Raw genomic sequence first — 19963 nt, forward strand, 5'->3', positions numbered from 1 at the left:
TATAAATCTATTTCAAGGAGGAGAAGGTATATGAAAAGAAAAAGAAGAAGAGGAACAAAGGTATTGGTACTATCTTTTATGCTCATGTTTTTACAGGTTTTTGGAGTTTTTATGCCAGTATCAGCTAAAGAGGTTATCAATGAGGAAAAACAACAAGGACTGGCTGCATCTGGGGTTGCAGAAACCATGGATAGTAATATGACAACTATCAGTTCTAATCAAATGACTGTCATTATAGATAAGAATTTCCCAAGAGTGGAAAAATATCAAATGGCTTCAGGAGAAGTAATGTATGGTCAAGAGAGTACATTGGATAGCATCAAAATCAATGGAGTAAATTACAAACCTCAAGTTGATTTTTTGAAAGTAAATGATAATCAAGCTGAGTATACACTTAACATCACTGATATAGATGTGGTTATGACAATCAAAATGGAAGTAGTAGATAATAAACTACTGTTTGATATTACTGGTATTTTGGAAAATGGAAATACCTTAGTAAAGAATATTGAAATACCTAATCACAGCTTATTAGCTGTACATAGCAATCAAGAAGGTGCAGCTTTTGCAGGGACACGCATGTATAATGCAGTAAGTGGAAGTGGTGACATTTTTACATCTGTAGAGAACACTGTATCTGTAGATAATCAACCTCTTAACTATATGTATGCAATTATTAATACTAACCAGTTAGCAGGAACTATATGGACTAACGCATTACCTGATTATAGTAGCGATAGAGATAATGAACGAATCAAAAAGCAGACTGTAGGAAAAACAGGTTATTACAGTACAGGAATCTGGAGTGCTTCTTGGTTATACAGACCAGACAAAATTGATGAAGTAGAGGCATTACCAAGTGCAAAAGTGATTATTACTGGTAATGCCAATTATGATGACTGTGTTGATTGGCAGGATGGAGCAGTTGCATTTCGTGAAATAATGAACAATCCAAAGTTCAGTGAAAAAGTACCAGAGTTATTGATACATAGGATACCATTTAATTTTGCAAGTCAAGCAACCAATCCATTCCTAAAAACTCTAGACGAAACAAAAAGACTATATCTGGCTACTGATGGACTTGGACAGTTTGTAGAGCTTAAGGGCTATCAATCAGAAGGACATGATTCAGCACATCCAGATTATGCAGGACATATTGGTATTCGTCAAGGTGGAGCTTGTGATATGAATACATTGATTGATGAAGGACATAAGTATAATGGATTTTTCGGTGTTCATATTTCTGCAACAGGTGCTCACCCTGAGGCTTATGCATTTGACAATGAATTAGTTAATATAAATAAACCAGGTTGGGATTGGCTTGATTCCTCATATGATTTTGATAAGCCAACAATGAGAAGAGAAGCTACTACCAATAACAGATTGAATAGATTCAGAGCGTTGAAAGAAGAAGCGCCAAACCTTGACTTTATTTACGCTGATGCTTGGTTTGAGAATGGATGGAATGGAAGAAGGCTGGCTAGAGAGATTAATTCACTAGGATGGGCTATGACTACTGAATTTCCTAATACATTAGAAGAAGATTCTATCTGGTATCACTGGGCTGTAGATTATAATTACGGCGGACAGGATATGAAAGGCTTCAACAGTAAAATAGCCAGATTCATACGTAATCACCAAAAAGATACGTGGATTGCACGTAATGAGCTTCTTGGTGGAGCAGAAGTAACTGACTACGAAGGATGGCAGGGAAGTAAGAATTTTGACAATGCTATAAAAGTTGTATTCGAGGTTAATATGCCAACGAAATATCTACAGCATTTTCCTATAATAGAATGGGAATCAGATACTATCAATTTTACAGACAATGTAAGTGTAAGTAATAAGACAGGATCAAAAATCATAACAAAAGACGGTATCAACGTTTTAGAAGGAAGTAAATATCTATTACCATGGGACCCAGCTACAGAAGAAAAATTATATCACTATAATAAAAATGGTGGTACTAGTACATGGAAACTGCCTTTAAGCTATGAAGGGCTTGATACAGTTAAGTTATACAAACTAACTGACCAAGGTAGAGAATTCATTGAGGATATTCAAGTTATTCAGGGACAAATAACTATTAATGCAGATCCAGCTACACCATATGTAGTGTATAAGCAAGATGAACAGGTACATGAAGGTGTTGATTTTGGGCAAGGAACGCTTATCAAGGACCCTGGATTCAATAATGGTGATTTTGATGATTATACAGTCACTGGAGAAGGAGTGTCAGTGAAACGTAATGATTCTTCACAATATGAAGTAGTAATTGAAAATGGTAGTGGTGCAACTATAAGCCAAGAAATTACTGGTTTATCAGAGGGAGCATATGCGGCTTCAGTATATGTAGAAGTAAAAGGTAATAGACGTGCATCTATTGGTGTTATGACCAGTGATGGAAATGATGTTTCCAACTATACAGATAATTCCATAGCTTATAACTATATCTTGGCTGATTCAAAAAACAATACCAAAATGCAGAGAATGAGAGTATTGTTTGACGTTCCATCAGGTAGTGACTTGGCTACTATATATTTAAAAACAGAAGCAGGTACAGATACAGTCATTTTTGATGATTTACGTGTTGTTAAGACAAAAAGAGTTGCTAAAGGAGAAGATGTGTATTTTGCAGAGGATTTTGAAAATATAGTTCAAGGGATATATCCATTTGTTAAAGGTTCTGCTGGTGGTGTCAATGACCCAAGAACTCATCTATCCGAACTTAATGCTCCATATACTCAAAAAGGCTGGAACCAAAAAGAAATAGATGATGTAATTAACGGTAACTGGTCACTGAAATCACACAAGGAATCAGCAGGACTTGTTTATCAGACTATACCTCAAAATCTAAGATTTGCTGAAGGTCAGTGTTATGAAGTAACTTTTGTATATGAAACTAATGCTGGTGGTGCTTACGATTTCGTAATTGGAGATGGGGAGACACAAATATATACCAAGCCTGTAAAATTTGCTGATGAACCTACACAATTTACAAAATCATTCCAAGCATCTAATTCAGGAGAAAGCTGGATAGGTATAAAATGTGTTAATGGAAATTCAAGTGATTTTGTCCTTGATGATCTTATTATAAAAGAAATTGAATATCTGCCATCTGAGCCAACTGAGATAACTCCAGTGGACTTAAGTAAAGTATCACAATCTAATATGACTGCCACAGCAACAAGTCAAGAGACTTGGGACCCTGCCTCAAATGCTATTGATGGGGACAAAGGAACTCTATGGCATACAAAGTGGGATTTATCAGATTCACTGCCTCAATCAATTACACTAAACCTTAACGATACTTATAAGATCAATAAGGTAGAGATGCAGCCAAGGACTAGTCAATATAACGGAATAATATCCAAGTACAGACTTTATGTATCTACTGATGGAATTGATTATAGAAAAATAGCAGAAGGAAATTGGGATGTAAATTATGATGCAAAAACAATTACTTTCAATGAAACAGAAGCTAAGTATGTTAAACTTGAAGCCATGGAAGGTTATGGTGGATGGGCAAGTGTTGCTGAACTAGAAGTATACAGGAATGAAGTTTCCATAGTAGAAACTGCACCTATAGAAGTAGAAACTGGAGTAGGCTATGCACCAACACTTCCAGTGGAATTACCTACTAGATTAAGTGATAATTCTATCATGGATTTACCTATAGCATGGGACGGTATTGATAGAGAGAATTATATGAAGGAAGGAACTTTTATTGTAGAAGGTCATGTCAACGGAAGTGAAACCATAGTTACTGCTACAATAATAGTAAAATAATATATTCATTATATCAAAATAAGAGCAGGGTGCTAAATACATTTTTAACGTCAATATCAAGGAAGATAGACTAGGTTTAGCGGTAAGCGAAGCCATGGACGGCGGAGCTCATACCCTTTAAACAGGACGTTTAAGGGTATGAATAGCTAAATCTAGTCTATCTTCCAAAAATTTATAGCCATCTCTAAAAATGTATTATCAACGGCCCCCTGCGATTTTTAAAAGAGTTCATTCAATCTTTCTAAAACATTACCTCCACCATTAAGTGAAATACTGCCAACTCTTTCACATATTTTTTCAATATGCTCCAGTTCTTTGAGTTTGTAGAGAGTCTTATTCTCATCCATTAGTTTTGCAGTGTTCAATAAGCTTCTTGTGGATGCTATTTCCTCACGTCTTGTTATAACATTGGCTTGAGCTTTTTTCTCAGCTATTAGAACAGTATTAAGTATATCTTTTATTTCTCCTGGCAGAATCACATCTTTTATGCCTGCATATATGAATTCAATACCCATTTCAGATTCTTTTTCTTTTAATCTTGATAGTACATAATCAGCTACTTCTTGTTTCATTTTCAATAGGTCATCTAGTTTTATTGTGCCTATATACTCACGTAGTATAAGCTGTATCAATATATATATTTGGTTTACATAATGTTTTATATCAAGAGTTACTTTTAGAACATCTGTAACCTTGTATTGACAGAAGAAGTTTAGTCTAAGAGTCACTTTATCAGCTGTCATGATTTCTTGTCCAGTCATATCTAATTGTGATTGTCTCATATCTATACCATCTGCCGTAACATCAACATATTTCGTCCAATAAAAATATCTTCCAGCATCAAGAATTTTAACGAAATTATTGTTATAGAAAAGTACGGCTTTTTCATATGGCTGTACATGTATCTCAACATATTTGTCTCTTAGTCTAGGATGAAAGATATTCTTACTATTGAATATGTTTTTTTCAATATCTTCATCTATTTCAGGTTTAGTCATATCTATTATCTTAAAATCATTTTTCTTATGTATATTCCAAAAGGCATATTTACCTGTTTCATATATGTCTGATAATTTCCCATCTATGTAATGTAAAACTAATTGGTTGTCTTTAACATCTATAATATCTAGTTCACTTAATAACTTATCATCATCCGCTAATATATCTAGATCGAACTTTACGTTAAATCGTTGTTTAGTTACATCTAAAATAACAACTTTATATTTTAGAAAGGATAGAAATGAATATTTTCCTGGTTCAAGGGATTTGATATAATCTCCATTCTGGAATAAAAGTCCTCTTTCAGTTTTTTTGATATAATATTTCATCTAATAATCTCCTTTCAGATATTTCTTGGTTAATAAGTCCGATTCCTGCAAATCAAGTGCGGGATTACTGTTAAGTAAAGACTATAGTATATCGGGGATATAATGAGGTACATTATGTTAGACTAAGATGAATTTCATTATACCTTGGATATATTCTAATCCAAACGGTATCCCAGTGATCTCAAAGCACTTGATTTGTTGCACTTGAAAACCGTTATAAATAATCTCAAGAATCAAGATTATTATATTAGTTCTCTTGTGCAGGGGAATCAGATTAAATCAATAATATTTTTGGGCAACTATAAAGGTTGCATAATCTTGGGGATTCGAACCCCAAACATTACTTTTTAATGTTTTAACCAGTTAGTGCTCTAACTTGAGCATAATTGAGGTACTTAACCTCTTTTATCCGTATCACTTCGGCATACCTTCAGAGAATTCTTAGGCACCACAAGACATTAAAAGTCTTAGCATAGAAGAAAATACAATTTATAATTAAGGAAGATAAAACTTCCAATAATTAACCTTTTACTACACCAATAGTTTTCAGCTTTTTTATTGGTTCTATCAAATCAAGTTCATTATTAATTACAGTATCTATATCTTTATAAGCGAACTTTGATTCTTCAGGTATATCTTTCTTGGATCTTTTACCAATTATTACTTCGCTTGCTTTCAGGTCATTGATTACTTCATCAACTCCAAAGGTTTCCATTGCTTTCTTTCTGGACATCAATCGTCCAGCACCATGAGAACAAGAATGAAAGCTTTCAGGATTACCTTTGCCTTTTACAATATAACTATAAGAGCCCATTGCACCTGGAATAATGCCAAGTTCATTTTCTCTTACACGTATTGCACCTTTTCTATGTACCCAGACATTCTTACCATAATGATGTTCAATGGCAGCATAGTTATGATGACAATTAATCAAATCAGTATAATCAGTATTGAAATCACAATGTTTCTTAACCCATTTGTTTACTATATTAATGACATTATCAAGTATCTGACTTCTATTTTCACTAGCAAAACCTAAGGCTAGACTCATCCAATTAATATAATCTTGACCTTCCTTGGTATTTACAGGTAGAAATGCTAATCTATATTCATCAGGTACCGAAGAGAACCATCTAGTGTTTAATTCTCTTGCTAACTTATGATAATAATCACATATTTTATAGCCAAAATGACGACTGCCAGTATGAAGCATTATACATACCAATCCTTGTTCATCTTCTTGTAGTTCAATAAAATGATTGCCACCACCAAGAGTACGTATTTGGTAATATCCATCTTCAAGTTCTGGAATAAGATCTTTTGCATCCTGATATATACCAAGATTCTTAATAGCATCATCTAATATTTTACACTCTTGTCGACTGGTATGATGGGAAAACCCAACTGGTATATTTCTAAGAATATCACCTATGATGCCTTGAAGTAATGTACCATTAGGTGTTTTGGTTTCTTTTAATAATCTTACAGGGATATTAGTTTGGATAAAAGCCATACCACAACCAATATCAACTCCTACAGCATTAGGTATTATTACATTCTCAGCTGCTATTACTCCACCTATGGGCATTCCTTTTCCAGTATGTGTATCAGGCATTAGGCAAACCCATTTATGTAAAAAAGGTAGATTAGATAAATTCGTAGCTTGTGCCATACATTCATTTTCGATTTTACTTTTATCTTCAACCCATATTTTTATAGGTATTCTATTTTTTTCTTTATTATAAATTACAAACATTTTTTTCACGCCCTTATCAATTATGTATATCTCATCCTCATGAACCATATGTTACCATCCAGCTGATTATTTATCATTAAAAAAAAGTTGCGAACTTAAAATTGACATGACTTTTCTGTAATGATAGTATTTATAGGATAGAAGTTTATCACAATGCAGATAGTGATTTTAGTAGAGTAAGAATGAAGGTGATATATATGGCTGGGTTCAACGAGTTAATAAAGAATTATGAGAAGATACGAGATTATCTAAGGGATTTTCATATATATGGTTATAAATGTCGTAATGACTTTGAATCAAGAAGTGGACGGAGTTACGATAATGAGAGAAGAAGGATAGAAAATTATTTATCTGGTTATATAGGACATGATAATTCAGTTAGAGGCAAAAAATTATATATAACAGCTGATACCGTTGATCTAGAAGAAAATCCTCTTTTTATAACTTGGATGACAAAGACATTTACCAAAAATGATATAATGTTACATTTTATTATCTTGGATATTTTAAGTATAGATGAAAGACTGACATTAAATGAAATTACGGATATTATAGTTAACGATTATCTAAGTATATTTGATGATATCAAGATACCCGATAATATGACTATAAGAAATAAACTGAAAGAGCTTACAGGAATAGGATTTTTACATAGTGTTAAAAAAGGAAGGACATTACATTACCATATTAATAGACAAGGAATTGCTTCATTATCAAAAGACACAATTGATAAACTACTTCACATCTGTGGTTATTATCAAAATGTATTTCCAGTTGGAGTTCTAGGGAATTTTATTCGTAATAGAGTAGATAATTCTATTGTAAACAAACCTATATTTTCATTTCGTCATATTCATTTAGCTCATACACTAGACGATGAAATATTACTTAATATCCTAATGGCTATTCGTGAACATAGAAATATTGAGTTCGTAAGTACCTATAGAAGAAATAGCAATATAAAAGTAAAACTCCTACCTTTAAAAATATTAGATAATTTGAGTAGCGGCAGAAGGTATCTAGCTGCTTATAACAATAAATATAAGCGATATGGAACATACAGAATCGATAATATAAAAGAAGTAGTAATTGGAGATATAGATGATAGCTATGAATCACATGTGAAAAATCTATTGGAGCGTTCAGAAAAAAGCTGGGGTGTTACTATATTTAATGGAAAAAACTTAGAAAAATTAGAGGTAACATTGATTATAGCTGATAATGAAGAATACATATTGAAAAGACTTCATAGAGAAGGCAAACATGGTACTATAGAGAAGGTAAGTGAAAATACATATATCTATTCAATAGAAGTCAACGATGTCAATGAAATGGTGCCTTGGCTAAGAACATTAATAGGAAGAATGATATCATTTAAATGTTCTAATGAAATTGTAGAAAAAAGATTCTTAAGAGATATTGATGCCATGTATGAAATGTATGGGGGTTAGGGAATGAGTCTGTTTAGTGAAGTATACGGAAAATATTATAGATTGATAAGTGAAATATTAAATGAAGCTCAGGATAAAACCGTTTCAGTGGAGTATATTTATGATTTGATAAGGGATCAAGGTTTTGGAGACACTTTACTGACACTAGCTCCTCGAATTATAAACGATGATGAAGATAGTTATAATCTATTAAGCAAGAATAAAGAAGGTTACCAATCTATATTAGATAAGGAACCATCGGTTTTATTGACTACACTGGAGTTAAGATGGATAAAAACATTATTGATGGATAAGAGAATACAGTTGTTTTTAGACGAAGAAGAATTAAATGTATTAAAGGAACAATTAGCAGATGTAGAAGAATTGTTTGACCAAGATACAATAATCTACATAGGTCAAGCAAAAGACGGAGACCCTTATGATGATATTGATTACATTAATAATTTTAGAAAATTATTATATGCAGTTAATAATAAGAAATGCCTTAATATAACATACTTGAATTCAGAAGGTGTAAGAAGAAGTGCAAGTTATGCAGGATACAGAATAGAATACTCAGCTAAAGATGATAAATTTCGTCTGAACTCAGTTTTAATCAATAGAGGTAAGATAGTATATCATAGCAAGATTAATGTGGCAAGGATAATTAGGGCAGAGATTATAGAACCAGCCAGGTATCCATCGAGTATATCTGAGTACATATACAATCATAAAATGCCCGAACCAATAGAAATCATTTTAAACAATGAAAGAAATGGCTTTGAACGAGTATTTGTCCATCTTTCAAACTATGAAAGAAATTCAGAATATGACGAAGAAACAAATACTTGCAGAGTTAAAATATATTATTATGACTTTGACGAATCAGAATTATTGATACAGCTGTTATCATACGGACCAATCCTAAAAGTGGTAGGACCAGAAGGATTTAAACAGAAAGTAGTAGATAGGATTAATAGGCAGAAAAGATTATTTAATGAATAATATATAAGGTCAAAAATGTCGAGTATTACTATATATTTAATGATATAATAAATTTACTTCCGGAAGAATTAATATAGAGGAGATAAAACTATGGATTATTCTTTTTTTATATGGTCAACAGCAACATACATTGAAGCAAGACTCAAAGAGGAGATAGATTACTCTCGCCTAGAGAGGACTATAGGGTTTTCATACCGTCATATAAGAGAAACGTTCAAAGAATGTACAGATATATCCTTATCTAGGTATATTTTGACGAGACGAATTGCTAATGCAGCATTTGAAATCATTCATACCAATAAAAGCCTTCTAGATATTTCTGGTGAATATACTTTTAATAATTATGATACTTTTACTAGAGCTTTCAAAAGGTGTACTAAGATAACTCCATCTGAATTTAGAACAAGAGGCTGTAAGGTAGGAAGATACAGATTTCTAATGGGGATGTATGCGCCTGTCATATTAGAAGAGAATGAAGATATACTTTTATCGAATTCAATTCTGGAGGTTGAAAATATAATGAAAAATCGTGAAAAGACTGACAATAGTTGTATATTATATGGGGTTCCTAAGGTAGCCTATTCATTTGAAGAATGTACACCTTTTCCTACAGCATTAAAAGCATGTCTTAACTATATGGGGCAAGAAATAGACTATTCTTATATAATGGCTACATCGGGAGCGGCGTTCCGATTAAGATGGAATATCAATTATTGGGATGGTGGAAATGTAGACATCATGAATATATATGAAGATAAATATGAAGCTTTCAAAAGAGCATTTAAAGCGGCTGGCAGAACCTATAAAATACTTAAAAGAGAGAATGTGGGTAAAGAAGACTTTATTGAATTCATAAAATCTGAAATAGACGAGGGAAGACCTGTTATCGCTTTAGGTATCATAGGACCACCAGAAGCTTGTCTTATAACAGGATACCAAAACAATGGTGAAACATTATTAGGATGGAACTGTTTCCAAGAAAACAGGGAATTCAGAAAAGATATAAAGATTCACGAATCAGGATATTTCATATGTAATACTTGGTGGGAGAATCCAGCCACAATAGCTGTCATGGCTGTTGGTGAAGAACAAAACCAACCAGTGGATGCAAAAGATATAATAGAAGATGCTATCAAAATAATGACCACAGAAAAAATATGCTTTGAAAGTACTGACAGCGATAAAAAAATTGAGTATGCAGGAGGTCAATCTGCTTATGATGCATGGGCTAATGCAATATCAGATGATAATGAATTTCCAAATGATGCTATACTACCATTACTCTTTGAACGTATAATGTGTCAAGGAGATGCACAAGTTATGGTCGGTGAAGGAAGATCATATGCGGCTTGTTATATAAGCTGGGTCGGCAACAACAATGAAATCATAGCTGATGAATGCCAACAAGCAGCAAAAATGTTTAGAGAAGAGGCACAATGTGCCTTCAAAATGAACGAAGTCAGAGGCGGTTTCATGCAAGACGAACAAGCAACAAGAATATTCGCCAAGCCAGACGTAAGAAAACAAATAGTACCTTTAATTAATAAAGCTAAAGAATACGACGCAAAAGCTTGTACAATATTAAAACAGATATTAACTAAACTCAAGTAAAATATTATGTCAAGTAAACAATCCTAATTTATCACTTATCATGCGGTAAATTAGGATTTTTTTACATAGCCAAGAGTAATTCCATATAGAAGAAAAAGTGTTTTGTGATAACATTGAAGATTACTTATTAGCAAAATAGTATGTGTATATGTGGAGTAATGAGGCATGGACGCCGAATCCAGCTATTTGCTCAGGACGAGCAATTTGCTGGCGTAACATATACACATACTATTTTGCGAAAACCAAGTCCGAATAAAACATTTTTTCTGACTTATCTGACAATATTACTATAGTTTTCTTTGATTTTCTTTCAATTTACATATATAATAAGTGGTGGTTTATCCTAACCAAGGAGGAATTAAATACATATGAATATATTAAAGTTTGAAGGAGTATCCAAAGAAGATAAAAATACAACATTGATTGATGATATATATTTTACATTAGATAAAGGACAAAGCATCGCTATTATATGTACAGAAGAAATAGCATTAACCATGATGGATATGATTTTAGAAATGTAAATGTATTTGTAGTTAGTCTGATACCTTTGGTAGGTGCAATATTTTTTAGCATGATGGGACCAAAAGAAGAGGTTAGGATGCAAGTATTATTAATAATATTCATCATGAATTCTGCATTGATTACACCAATGACTATGGCAATGCTTATAGCTGAAGAAAAAGAGAAGAATACCTTAAGAACCCTTATGCTTTCAACAGTATCACCAGTAGAATTTCTAGTTGGAAAAGCAATTGTTACTTGGCTCCTTGTAGGTATTACTAATATAGGTATATTCCTTATTATTCAAGCACCTAATAAATTTTTGCCAATGTATATTGTAATAGCATTTTTTATATCAACTATCATGATATTGATAGGTGCCATAATTGGAATTCTATCCAAAAATGTTATGTCATCAGGAACTAATAGTATGCTTATTCTATTTTATTCCTACTCTAGGTGTAGCCAATAAGACATTATTACATATAGCAAAACTATTACCTACATATCATTCTCAATCATTGATGGACAAGATGTTAAATAACGAAAACATATTTTCTGTAGGTCAGCAGAATATCTTAGTGCTATTAGTTTGGATTATAATATCTTTTGCAGGTTTCATCATGATATATAAACGAAAAAGGATTGATGGGTAGGTATAATTAAAAAACATTATGAAGATAATAGAGTTAGAAAAAGTATATTTTGTGGAGATGAGACTATGAAATTAGTAGCAGGTGACATGATTTGGACTAATCTAACTAAAGTACCTAATAAATACCCATATCTAAGTGAAATTATTGAATGTGATGCTCTTATAATCGGTGGTGGAGTAACAGGAGCAATTATTGCTTACTATCTGACTAAAGAAGGTATAAATACCGTTTTAGTGGATAAGAACATCATCGGTTATGGAAGTACGAGAGCATCAACAGCCATATTGCAATATGAAGTTGATACTGACCTATGGGGATTATCACATATGATTGGTGAAAAACAGGCTGTAGAATGTTTTAAACTCAGTGAAAAAGCAGTTTATGATATAAGAGATATAGTTGACACATTAGAAGATAATTGTGACTTCCAGTTGAAGGAATGCTTATATTATACATCCAATGCCTCACATATTGCCCCATTAAAACAAGAATTTGATATTAGAAAAAAATACGGATTTGATGTTGAGTTTCTAGACAAGAATAGTGCAAAAGATATGTTTTCTTTTTCGCTTGAAGCAGGAGTATATTCAAAATCAGGAGGGGCATTGATTAATCCATACAAATTTACTAATGCCCTAATAAAAGAAGCAGTAAAAAATGGACTTACTATATATGAGAACACAGAAATCAATAAGATAAAGTGCCAAGATGACCATGTATTATTAGGGACTCCAAACGATTTTAGCATAAAAGCAAAGAACGTCATTATGGCAGCAGGATATGAAAGCAAGAAGTATATAAAAGAAGATGTAGTAAGTTTAACAAGAACATTCAACCTTGTTACAAAACCTATAAAAGAATTTCATGGCTGGCATAATACCTGCATATTCAGAGATGATAATGATCCTTATATATATCTGAGGACTACAGCTGATAATAGAATCATAATAGGTGGAGAAGATGAGAAAGTAGGTAAAGAGAGTAGTAAGATGTCAAACCTAACTAATGAAGATACGGTTTCTATTAAGAAATATGATATCCTCCTAGAAAAACTCAAAGCATTTTTCCCAGATATAAAAGATATTGAGGTTGAATATAAATTCAGTGGTCTATTTGGTGTAACTAAAGATGGTTTGCCATATATAGGAGAATATCCTCAGATGCCTAATACCTATTTTGCTTTAGCATATGGTTCTAATGGTATTGTTAACGGCATTCTTTGTGGACAGTTGATAAAAGATTTATATCTTAACAATAAAAGACCAGAATTAGATTTATTCAAATTTGGAAGGTAATGAAATAGAATTATTTGAAATAATTTCTAATATATATTAGAAGCTAAATGGTCATTATAATATTATCGAGTATATAATGGTTGAGCTAAGAATTGAATATGCTTTATATAGGTATATTCAATTCAACTGAAGATAGTATATAGGTACAAGCTTATATACTGTCGGAAGGAAGGTTTTATGTGGTTAACAATAGTTTTATTATAGTCGAATTTATTTGATTGTAATGAGGCTAGGTATAATCATATAGTGCCGAGCAATAATCATATATAGTGCTTATATTGGTTATATATAGCCGAGAGGTTATATATTGCTGGTATAGTATTATATATGGTTGAACGAACCATCAACTTGGGTAATTAACTGTTGGATTATGGTCCTATATCATAGCCTGGCAAGCAGTTATCTTAGCTGGTGCAAGGTAAATCATTATATACTCGATTCATTATTGCTTCTAATACGAACCATAATTGATTAGATTATCATATTTTTGGCGAAAATATAGGAAACAAGCTAATAGAAGGTGAATAAATGTTTCTTATATATGATAAAAAGACCAGAGAAGCTGTAAGATGTCATGGTCCTAATAGTGGTTTTATAGATAATGATGATAGAGAGCTTAAGAAGGACTTGCATCTTAGAAGTAACGAAGATTATATAAAATTGAATAAGACATGTATAGATGAGATAAGGAGCAAAGCCTTTGATAATCTATAGTTCTAATCCCTTTTGTTTCTTAATATATTATAAGGACAAGGGGGATTTTTATGTTTATATTAAATATGATTAGTGGTGAACTGATAAATAAGATGTATGGAGAAATCAATGTCATATATGATGCAATCAAATTCATATACAGTTCATTTTTTGTTATAATAAGTCTACTGGTTGCTCTTTTCTCTATTATCTCCTATACTACCATAAAAAAATATTTGCGTAATTTTATAGAAAAAGAGCGGACTAAACTAATGTCAAATATGCTGGAAGACATAGCTGATACCAAACAGGTAATAGGAAAAGAATATCTTGGTGATCATAAATTCATAGATGGTGTTTACATATTTCCAGTTCTAAGCCATAAAATCAGCTTTACACCTAATCTTATTAACAAAATAATACTAACCCCTCTTGAAGGAGACAAGGTTTTAGAATATAAAGCATGGGTTAAAAAAGGACAGCTATATATAAAATTTGATAATTTTGATGCTGATAAAGATAAAGGAGTAAATTGGGTGATATTATATAATGATTATTATAAATAAAAAAGTAAGGTATTCGATGATCTAATCCAAATAACACTCCACCTTGTTACATCTTATGAATTTTGAAGTTATGGTGAGAGGTTGTTAGTAATCTCAATAACATTTTATAATAGTATATGATATAAATTAGTTAAAATGTAAAATAATATCTCACATATAAAAATAATATTAAGATTATATTGTAATTTGTCTAAATATGTTATAAAATTAACTATATGGAAATTTTTACAAACAACTTTCAATATTGATAAATATAGAGTGAGAGGTGAAAATGAGTGAAAGGAACAGTCGTATCAACATGGATAAAAACGTGTAGAAAACAGTATTCAGAAAATATAATCAATGAAGCTTTAGAAAGTCTAGGATGGAAAGCTAATCAAACGTTTTCACCATTGGAGGATGTGGAAGACACAAGGGTGTTTAAGCTTTTTTCTACTATAGCTTCAAAAGTCAATGTTAGTAAAGATAAGTTATGGAGAACAATAGGAAAGGACAACATTAAAACTTTCCAGCAAGATTATCCAGGATTTTTCCATCATGATAATCTATATCATTTTCTAAAATCTATGGATGATGTACATAGTGTTGTCATGAAAAGAATAAAAGGTGCAAAACCACCAAAATTGCAGTTCAAGGCAATATCCAGGAGAGAAGTTATTTTTACTTATAATTCTCATAGAGGTATGTTTGATTATTTTATGGGATTAATTGAAGGTGCAGCAGAATACTTCAATGAACAAATAGAAATAGAACAGATTGAGAAGAACGAAAATCAACTAAAATTGAAATTGACTTTCCAAGAAGATATGCAATACAGGAAATCATATATTTTAAATAAGATTTTATCATTAGGATTTATAAAAGATGTACATCTAAAAATATCTATATTAACTGCTATACTAAGTGGATTATTTCTACAATTAGTGTTAATATTTTTTAATGTACGTGAATCACATGTTTTAACCACTGTCAGTATAATTGCAATCAGCCTTTTTTCGGTTTATTTATCATCGAAAATGCTATATAGACCTTATAAAGAGATTATAAAAGAAGTTAAGAATTTCAGTAATAAAGATTATACTGTATTGACTAGAATAGAGACAAAAGACCAATTCGAAGAAATATTCAATGAAATTAATACTTATAAAACTAATATAAGAAGAGACTTTGTTGGTTTTAAAGGATTAGTAGATGAAATGAACACATTCACTAATAGTATTTCAAAATTTGCTGAAAAAATGGGAAATACTTCAGATGAAATATCAGATGTAGTTGAACAGTTAGCAACAGCGGCGGTAAGCCAAGCTGAAGAAACCGAACATTCTATATATACTTTGAATGATAATGTTGACCAAATCAATAATATCGCTGGTGAAGAACAGAATAATAAAAGTGAATTAGAAGGTTCTGTAGACCAAATAGACAACAGCTTCAAAGAGGTAGAATCGACAGCTACAGAGATTAATATGTTATTAGACCGTTTCAAACAAGTACAAGAGAATGGATTAAGGTTAAAAACCAAAGCTGAGCAGATTACAGAAATTGTTTCAATCGTATCAGCAATATCTGGTCAAACTAATCTTCTTGCACTTAATGCATCAATAGAAGCTGCTAGAGCTGGTGAAGCTGGTAAAGGTTTTGCAGTGGTAGCTGATGAAGTAAGAAATCTTTCAGAGGAGACTAATGATGCAGTTGAAAAGATAAAGAATAACCTTAGTGAGTTTGTTAATGAAATAGAAATACTAGTAGAAGATGTGGCTTCACAGTATAATGTGTTGGTTAAAGAAAACTCCAGTCTAGGTCAAGCGGTTGAAGCTTCCAGTGTAGCTAATGTCAATATCAATACGGTTGCAGAAAAAATGATAGATACATCAAAAAGACTAGAAAATGAAGCTAACTCAATGTCAAAAGTGTTCCAAAACATAGAATCATTAGCAGCTATTGCAGAAGAAAACTCAGCTTCAGCAGAAGAAGTTAGTGCTAATGTAACAGATTATACTGTACATATAAAAGGTATAACAGATAGTATAAGCACTTTCAAGGAAATGACATTAGACTTTAAGGATGAGATATCACAGTATAGAATATAAAATTAATATAAGTTATATGATAAAATCCCACTGGTAATAGGCATAAAAAATCCAGTGGGATTTATTTATTAATAATTATTTAAAAAAATATACAACATAATTTTAATAACTTACTGTTATTATATATTTTGACAAAATGATTTTAAGCTAATACATAATATAATTTAAGTAAGGCGAAAGGAATGTACTAAAAGAATGAAAAAATTAAATGCAACTATAATGATAATTACTGTTCTAGCTATATTTATTACAGGTTGTTCCACTAAGGATAAACCAACCTCTACTACAGAAGAATCTGGAACAATGGATTCAGGTAAGCAAGATGAAGAAGATATTAATGATGCAGATTCAAAAGAACAGCCTGAGCACATAATAAGAATAAGCGACCAAGAATTAAGCATTGATGCTAAAAACTTTGCTGAGGATGATTTTAGTATCACTAATGAATTATACGAACAAATGATTTTTCCTAATGTAACTCTACCTGATGATTTCACAATAGAAGATGTTGTCATTAAGAAACATGGTGGTATTGATTGGAATTATTCTAGTTATGTTTGTTCTTTTCAATTATTAATAGGGGATAAAAAACAGGCTATATTTTCATTCGGTAATGATTTTGATGGTGCAGAAGATGATGAGAGCATTTTAATCAATAGTAAATACAGTTTACAGTCAGGTTATCTAGGATGGGATGAACATATCGTATTATTATCCTATGATAAAAAGCTAGGGGAAATATGTTTTGATTGTACTGATTATTTTAATAAATCAATGATTGACTATAAATTCAAAAATTATAGTGATGCAAGTAATTTTAAGGTGATATCGGCAGGTATAACAACATTCTATTTAATCTATGATAAAGAAGATAAGAAATTCATTGATACATATTCTTATGGTAAAGATGGAATAACTTTTGTTAAAAGACAACGATTCAAAGATGATGTAGTTAACATCTATGAAAGTACAAACACAATATTCCTTGAGTATAAAAATGAGGATAACCGTTATGTAGCTATATGTAATAAATCTTTTGCTGTATTAGATGTGATTCAATTGGACAGGAAGATAGAGATTGATTCATTTAAATATAATCTTGAAAGAGATGAAAAATGCCAATTGAAATTTTATGCTAAAAAAGATGATAAATTATACGAGGCGGATATACCTATAAATAATAATTACTCTCAATTATATTCGTATACAGTACTAATAGACCAAGACACTAGTTATAACAAAATGTATGAACACCATTATATTATCAATGAAGGATATTGGATCTTTGATAACAGTAATAATATTAAAATATATAGATTGTTAGATGGCAACTATAATGGAGTCAATTATTTTTTATTAGATAAAGGAGATATAGTCAAAAGTAATTCTGAATATGATGTGTGTTACATGCTAAAAAAACCATATAATAGCGTTACTAGATTTATGAATATTGATGATTACTATGTTGGATTAGATGGAAATGATGAGATTTGTTATATTGATGAAGAATATAAGAATAGAGTTGTTAATAGTGATTTCCTAGGTGAGAAAATGTCCTTCAACAATATAATATTTGATTCAGTTAATAAAACTATAACTTACATTAATAAAGAAGAAAAAGCTATATATACAATAAATAAAGATGGTAAAAGAAAACTTGATACAATCATTCCAGATGAGATTTGGGAAGATGCTTATGAAGAACAGTATAATAACCATTTAAAAATGGGGTATGATGAAAAAGGAATAGGTATAATCGGATACCAGATCTTATATTATTATGATCGTACTGATAAAGAGTGGAATACTGTAAAAACAGAACAAGAGATTAGATACAACCCTGATTATGGATATACATATACTGATATGGATAGTTCCTACATATTTGACACAGATAAACATATTTTTAAGCCTTATTATATAAATAAATCAGAAATATATAACGACATGATTGTTGACGATATGTTATATGTTAATATATATTCTGAATATGAATGTGAAGATGTTATGGAAGATACTAACCACAAAGTCTTAGAATCAGAATATGTACCACTAGAGACTACTAATGGAAATTATCGGTTAAGTGATTATAAGATGTCAGATAACCATAAAGTTTTTAAAGAATATGAAACCAACTCCCTATATAGCCTTGGTAAGGATAAATGGAATGAAATTATCTCTGACCCAGTAAGATTGTATAGTATTTCAGATAAAGGTGTTTTATATACAGGTTTTGAAGAGAGATCATATTTATATTATTATAATTTCAATAGTGGGTCGACCATAACACTATACGATGATTCTTATGTAAGTGACTTGGAATTAATAGGCGATTATGCGTATTTTAGACCAGTTGATGATTATGTATTAAATAGGATTAATCTTGAAAATAAAATGACTGAATCTTTAAAAGTTGAGAATTCAAGATTGCAGTTCGAAGCTTCAAATAACTATATAGCTATTGATTCAAAAGGAAATAATAATATAAATATTATTGATTTGATCAAATTTGAGATAATTGATACTATTGAAGGTTCAGACTTTAAATGGGATGATGACTATTTATTTTATGATTGTAGTGGATACTTAGTTAAATACGATTCTTCAAGAAAAGAAAGCATAATAATGGCCAATATTACTTATCCATCTATTCAAGCAATACATAAAGATAATATTTACTTCTTAATCTGTTATGATGGACCAGCACCATTAGAAATAATGTCTGTAGATAAAGTTTATGAGTTTGATGAAAGTAATACAAAAGCAGACTATTATTTATTATACAATGGAACTGATTATGGTGCTCATCTATTAATATATGATAATAACAAGAAGAGATTAAAACCTTTAGAGGATGCAGAGAAGATTACTTATGAAGTAAATGGAAATGTTATAAGATTTAAAGGGGATTCTTATGAAACTAAGGGCAAATGGCAAGAAATAATTGTGGAAGAGGGAGCAAATGTAAAAGTTATAGTTCCTGAGTATTAATCAAAATTAAAGAAAGTATTATAAATTATTAGCTTTTACTTAACAATTTGTGATAAGTAAAAGCTAATTGTTAATATTTAGTAATAGTAATGTAAAATAATTAATAACATATTTTTAATAAATTATTGCTATTATATACTATATGAGTTGAATTAAATAATTACTATAAACCCAGAATTATTTAGTTCTATTGAACTTATAAAATCAAGGAAAATATATTGAATTTATTAGAATAGCGTATAGATGTTT

The 19963-nt window shown here is 31.0% G+C and carries 14 protein-coding genes; 12 read left to right on the forward strand and 2 right to left on the reverse strand.

The window, feature by feature from the left end:
* The first annotated feature begins 30 nt into the window (after positions 1-30).
* Positions 31-3789: an endo-alpha-N-acetylgalactosaminidase family protein gene (locus AACQ14_RS14695; protein WP_339364339.1), complete on the forward strand. Its 3759-nt coding sequence runs from the start codon at positions 31-33 to the stop codon at positions 3787-3789.
* Between the two features lie 218 nt (positions 3790-4007).
* Here AACQ14_RS14695 and AACQ14_RS14700 read toward each other — a convergent pair whose 3' ends face one another.
* Together AACQ14_RS14700 and AACQ14_RS14705 are read right to left on the reverse strand one after the other, a co-directional pair.
* The gene (locus AACQ14_RS14700) at positions 4008-5117 is read right to left on the reverse strand and encodes a slipin family protein (protein WP_339364340.1); all 1110 of its coding nucleotides are present in this window, start codon (positions 5115-5117) and stop codon (positions 4008-4010) included.
* A gap of 520 nt (positions 5118-5637) precedes the next feature.
* Positions 5638-6921, reverse strand: a complete 1284-nt coding sequence (locus tag AACQ14_RS14705) for an RtcB family protein (RefSeq protein WP_339364341.1) — start codon at positions 6919-6921, stop codon at positions 5638-5640.
* Between the two features lie 149 nt (positions 6922-7070).
* Here AACQ14_RS14705 and AACQ14_RS14710 point away from each other — a divergent pair, with 149 nt between their 5' ends.
* The 11 genes from AACQ14_RS14710 to AACQ14_RS14760 all read left to right on the forward strand — a co-directional run bounded on the left by AACQ14_RS14710 (position 7071) and on the right by AACQ14_RS14760 (position 19714).
* Complete coding sequence (locus AACQ14_RS14710; protein WP_339364342.1) at positions 7071-8324, forward strand: helix-turn-helix transcriptional regulator; 1254 nt, start codon at positions 7071-7073, stop codon at positions 8322-8324.
* 3 nt (positions 8325-8327) lie between these two features.
* A complete protein-coding gene (locus AACQ14_RS14715; protein WP_339364343.1) occupies positions 8328-9308 on the forward strand; it encodes a WYL domain-containing protein in 981 nt (326 codons plus the stop codon).
* A 90-nt stretch (positions 9309-9398) separates the two neighbouring features.
* On the forward strand, positions 9399-10919 hold the full coding sequence (locus tag AACQ14_RS14720; RefSeq protein WP_339364344.1) for a helix-turn-helix domain-containing protein: 1521 nt from the start codon (positions 9399-9401) through the stop codon (positions 10917-10919).
* A 368-nt stretch (positions 10920-11287) separates the two neighbouring features.
* On the forward strand, positions 11288-11443 hold the full coding sequence (locus tag AACQ14_RS14725) for a hypothetical protein (RefSeq protein ID WP_339364345.1): 156 nt from the start codon (positions 11288-11290) through the stop codon (positions 11441-11443).
* Complete coding sequence (locus AACQ14_RS14730) at positions 11392-11895, forward strand: ABC transporter permease (RefSeq protein WP_339364346.1); 504 nt, start codon at positions 11392-11394, stop codon at positions 11893-11895. Before AACQ14_RS14725 ends, AACQ14_RS14730 begins: the two co-directional genes overlap by 52 nt.
* Positions 11896-11947: 52 nt before the next feature.
* The gene (locus tag AACQ14_RS14735) at positions 11948-12079 is read left to right on the forward strand and encodes a hypothetical protein (RefSeq protein WP_339364347.1); all 132 of its coding nucleotides are present in this window, start codon (positions 11948-11950) and stop codon (positions 12077-12079) included.
* A gap of 65 nt (positions 12080-12144) precedes the next feature.
* On the forward strand, positions 12145-13374 hold the full coding sequence (locus tag AACQ14_RS14740) for an NAD(P)/FAD-dependent oxidoreductase (protein ID WP_339364348.1): 1230 nt from the start codon (positions 12145-12147) through the stop codon (positions 13372-13374).
* 528 nt (positions 13375-13902) lie between these two features.
* On the forward strand, positions 13903-14088 hold the full coding sequence (locus AACQ14_RS14745; RefSeq protein ID WP_273322194.1) for a hypothetical protein: 186 nt from the start codon (positions 13903-13905) through the stop codon (positions 14086-14088).
* Between the two features lie 50 nt (positions 14089-14138).
* Positions 14139-14633, forward strand: coding sequence for a hypothetical protein (locus tag AACQ14_RS14750; protein WP_113672351.1), 495 nt, complete (start codon positions 14139-14141; stop codon positions 14631-14633).
* A gap of 275 nt (positions 14634-14908) precedes the next feature.
* Positions 14909-16723 carry a heme NO-binding domain-containing protein gene (locus tag AACQ14_RS14755; RefSeq protein ID WP_339364349.1) on the forward strand — a complete coding sequence of 605 codons (1815 nt, stop codon included), beginning with the start codon at positions 14909-14911 and terminating at the stop codon, positions 16721-16723.
* A 195-nt stretch (positions 16724-16918) separates the two neighbouring features.
* Positions 16919-19714, forward strand: a complete 2796-nt coding sequence (locus AACQ14_RS14760; RefSeq protein WP_339364350.1) for a hypothetical protein — start codon at positions 16919-16921, stop codon at positions 19712-19714.
* Positions 19715-19963: the final 249 nt, after the last annotated feature.

Source organism: Vallitalea maricola (assembly GCF_036985595.1).
GTDB lineage: Bacteria > Bacillota > Clostridia > Lachnospirales > Vallitaleaceae > Vallitalea > Vallitalea maricola.

What these genes read in the sequence shown, in the direction of transcription:
- AACQ14_RS14705 (WP_339364341.1), bottom strand. Translation starts at nt 6,921, where the DNA reads ATGGTTCATGAGGATGAGATATACATAATTGATAAGGGCGTGAAAAAA.
- AACQ14_RS14740 (WP_339364348.1), top strand. Translation starts at nt 12,145, where the DNA reads ATGAAATTAGTAGCAGGTGACATGATTTGGACTAATCTAACTAAAGTA.
- AACQ14_RS14725 (WP_339364345.1), top strand. Translation starts at nt 11,288, where the DNA reads ATGAATATATTAAAGTTTGAAGGAGTATCCAAAGAAGATAAAAATACA.
- AACQ14_RS14745 (WP_273322194.1), top strand. Translation starts at nt 13,903, where the DNA reads ATGTTTCTTATATATGATAAAAAGACCAGAGAAGCTGTAAGATGTCAT.
- AACQ14_RS14720 (WP_339364344.1), top strand. Translation starts at nt 9,399, where the DNA reads ATGGATTATTCTTTTTTTATATGGTCAACAGCAACATACATTGAAGCA.
- AACQ14_RS14760 (WP_339364350.1), top strand. Translation starts at nt 16,919, where the DNA reads ATGAAAAAATTAAATGCAACTATAATGATAATTACTGTTCTAGCTATA.
- AACQ14_RS14715 (WP_339364343.1), top strand. Translation starts at nt 8,328, where the DNA reads ATGAGTCTGTTTAGTGAAGTATACGGAAAATATTATAGATTGATAAGT.
- AACQ14_RS14730 (WP_339364346.1), top strand. Translation starts at nt 11,392, where the DNA reads ATGTACAGAAGAAATAGCATTAACCATGATGGATATGATTTTAGAAAT.
- AACQ14_RS14695 (WP_339364339.1), top strand. Translation starts at nt 31, where the DNA reads ATGAAAAGAAAAAGAAGAAGAGGAACAAAGGTATTGGTACTATCTTTT.
- AACQ14_RS14710 (WP_339364342.1), top strand. Translation starts at nt 7,071, where the DNA reads ATGGCTGGGTTCAACGAGTTAATAAAGAATTATGAGAAGATACGAGAT.
- AACQ14_RS14750 (WP_113672351.1), top strand. Translation starts at nt 14,139, where the DNA reads ATGTTTATATTAAATATGATTAGTGGTGAACTGATAAATAAGATGTAT.
- AACQ14_RS14700 (WP_339364340.1), bottom strand. Translation starts at nt 5,117, where the DNA reads ATGAAATATTATATCAAAAAAACTGAAAGAGGACTTTTATTCCAGAAT.
- AACQ14_RS14735 (WP_339364347.1), top strand. Translation starts at nt 11,948, where the DNA reads ATGGACAAGATGTTAAATAACGAAAACATATTTTCTGTAGGTCAGCAG.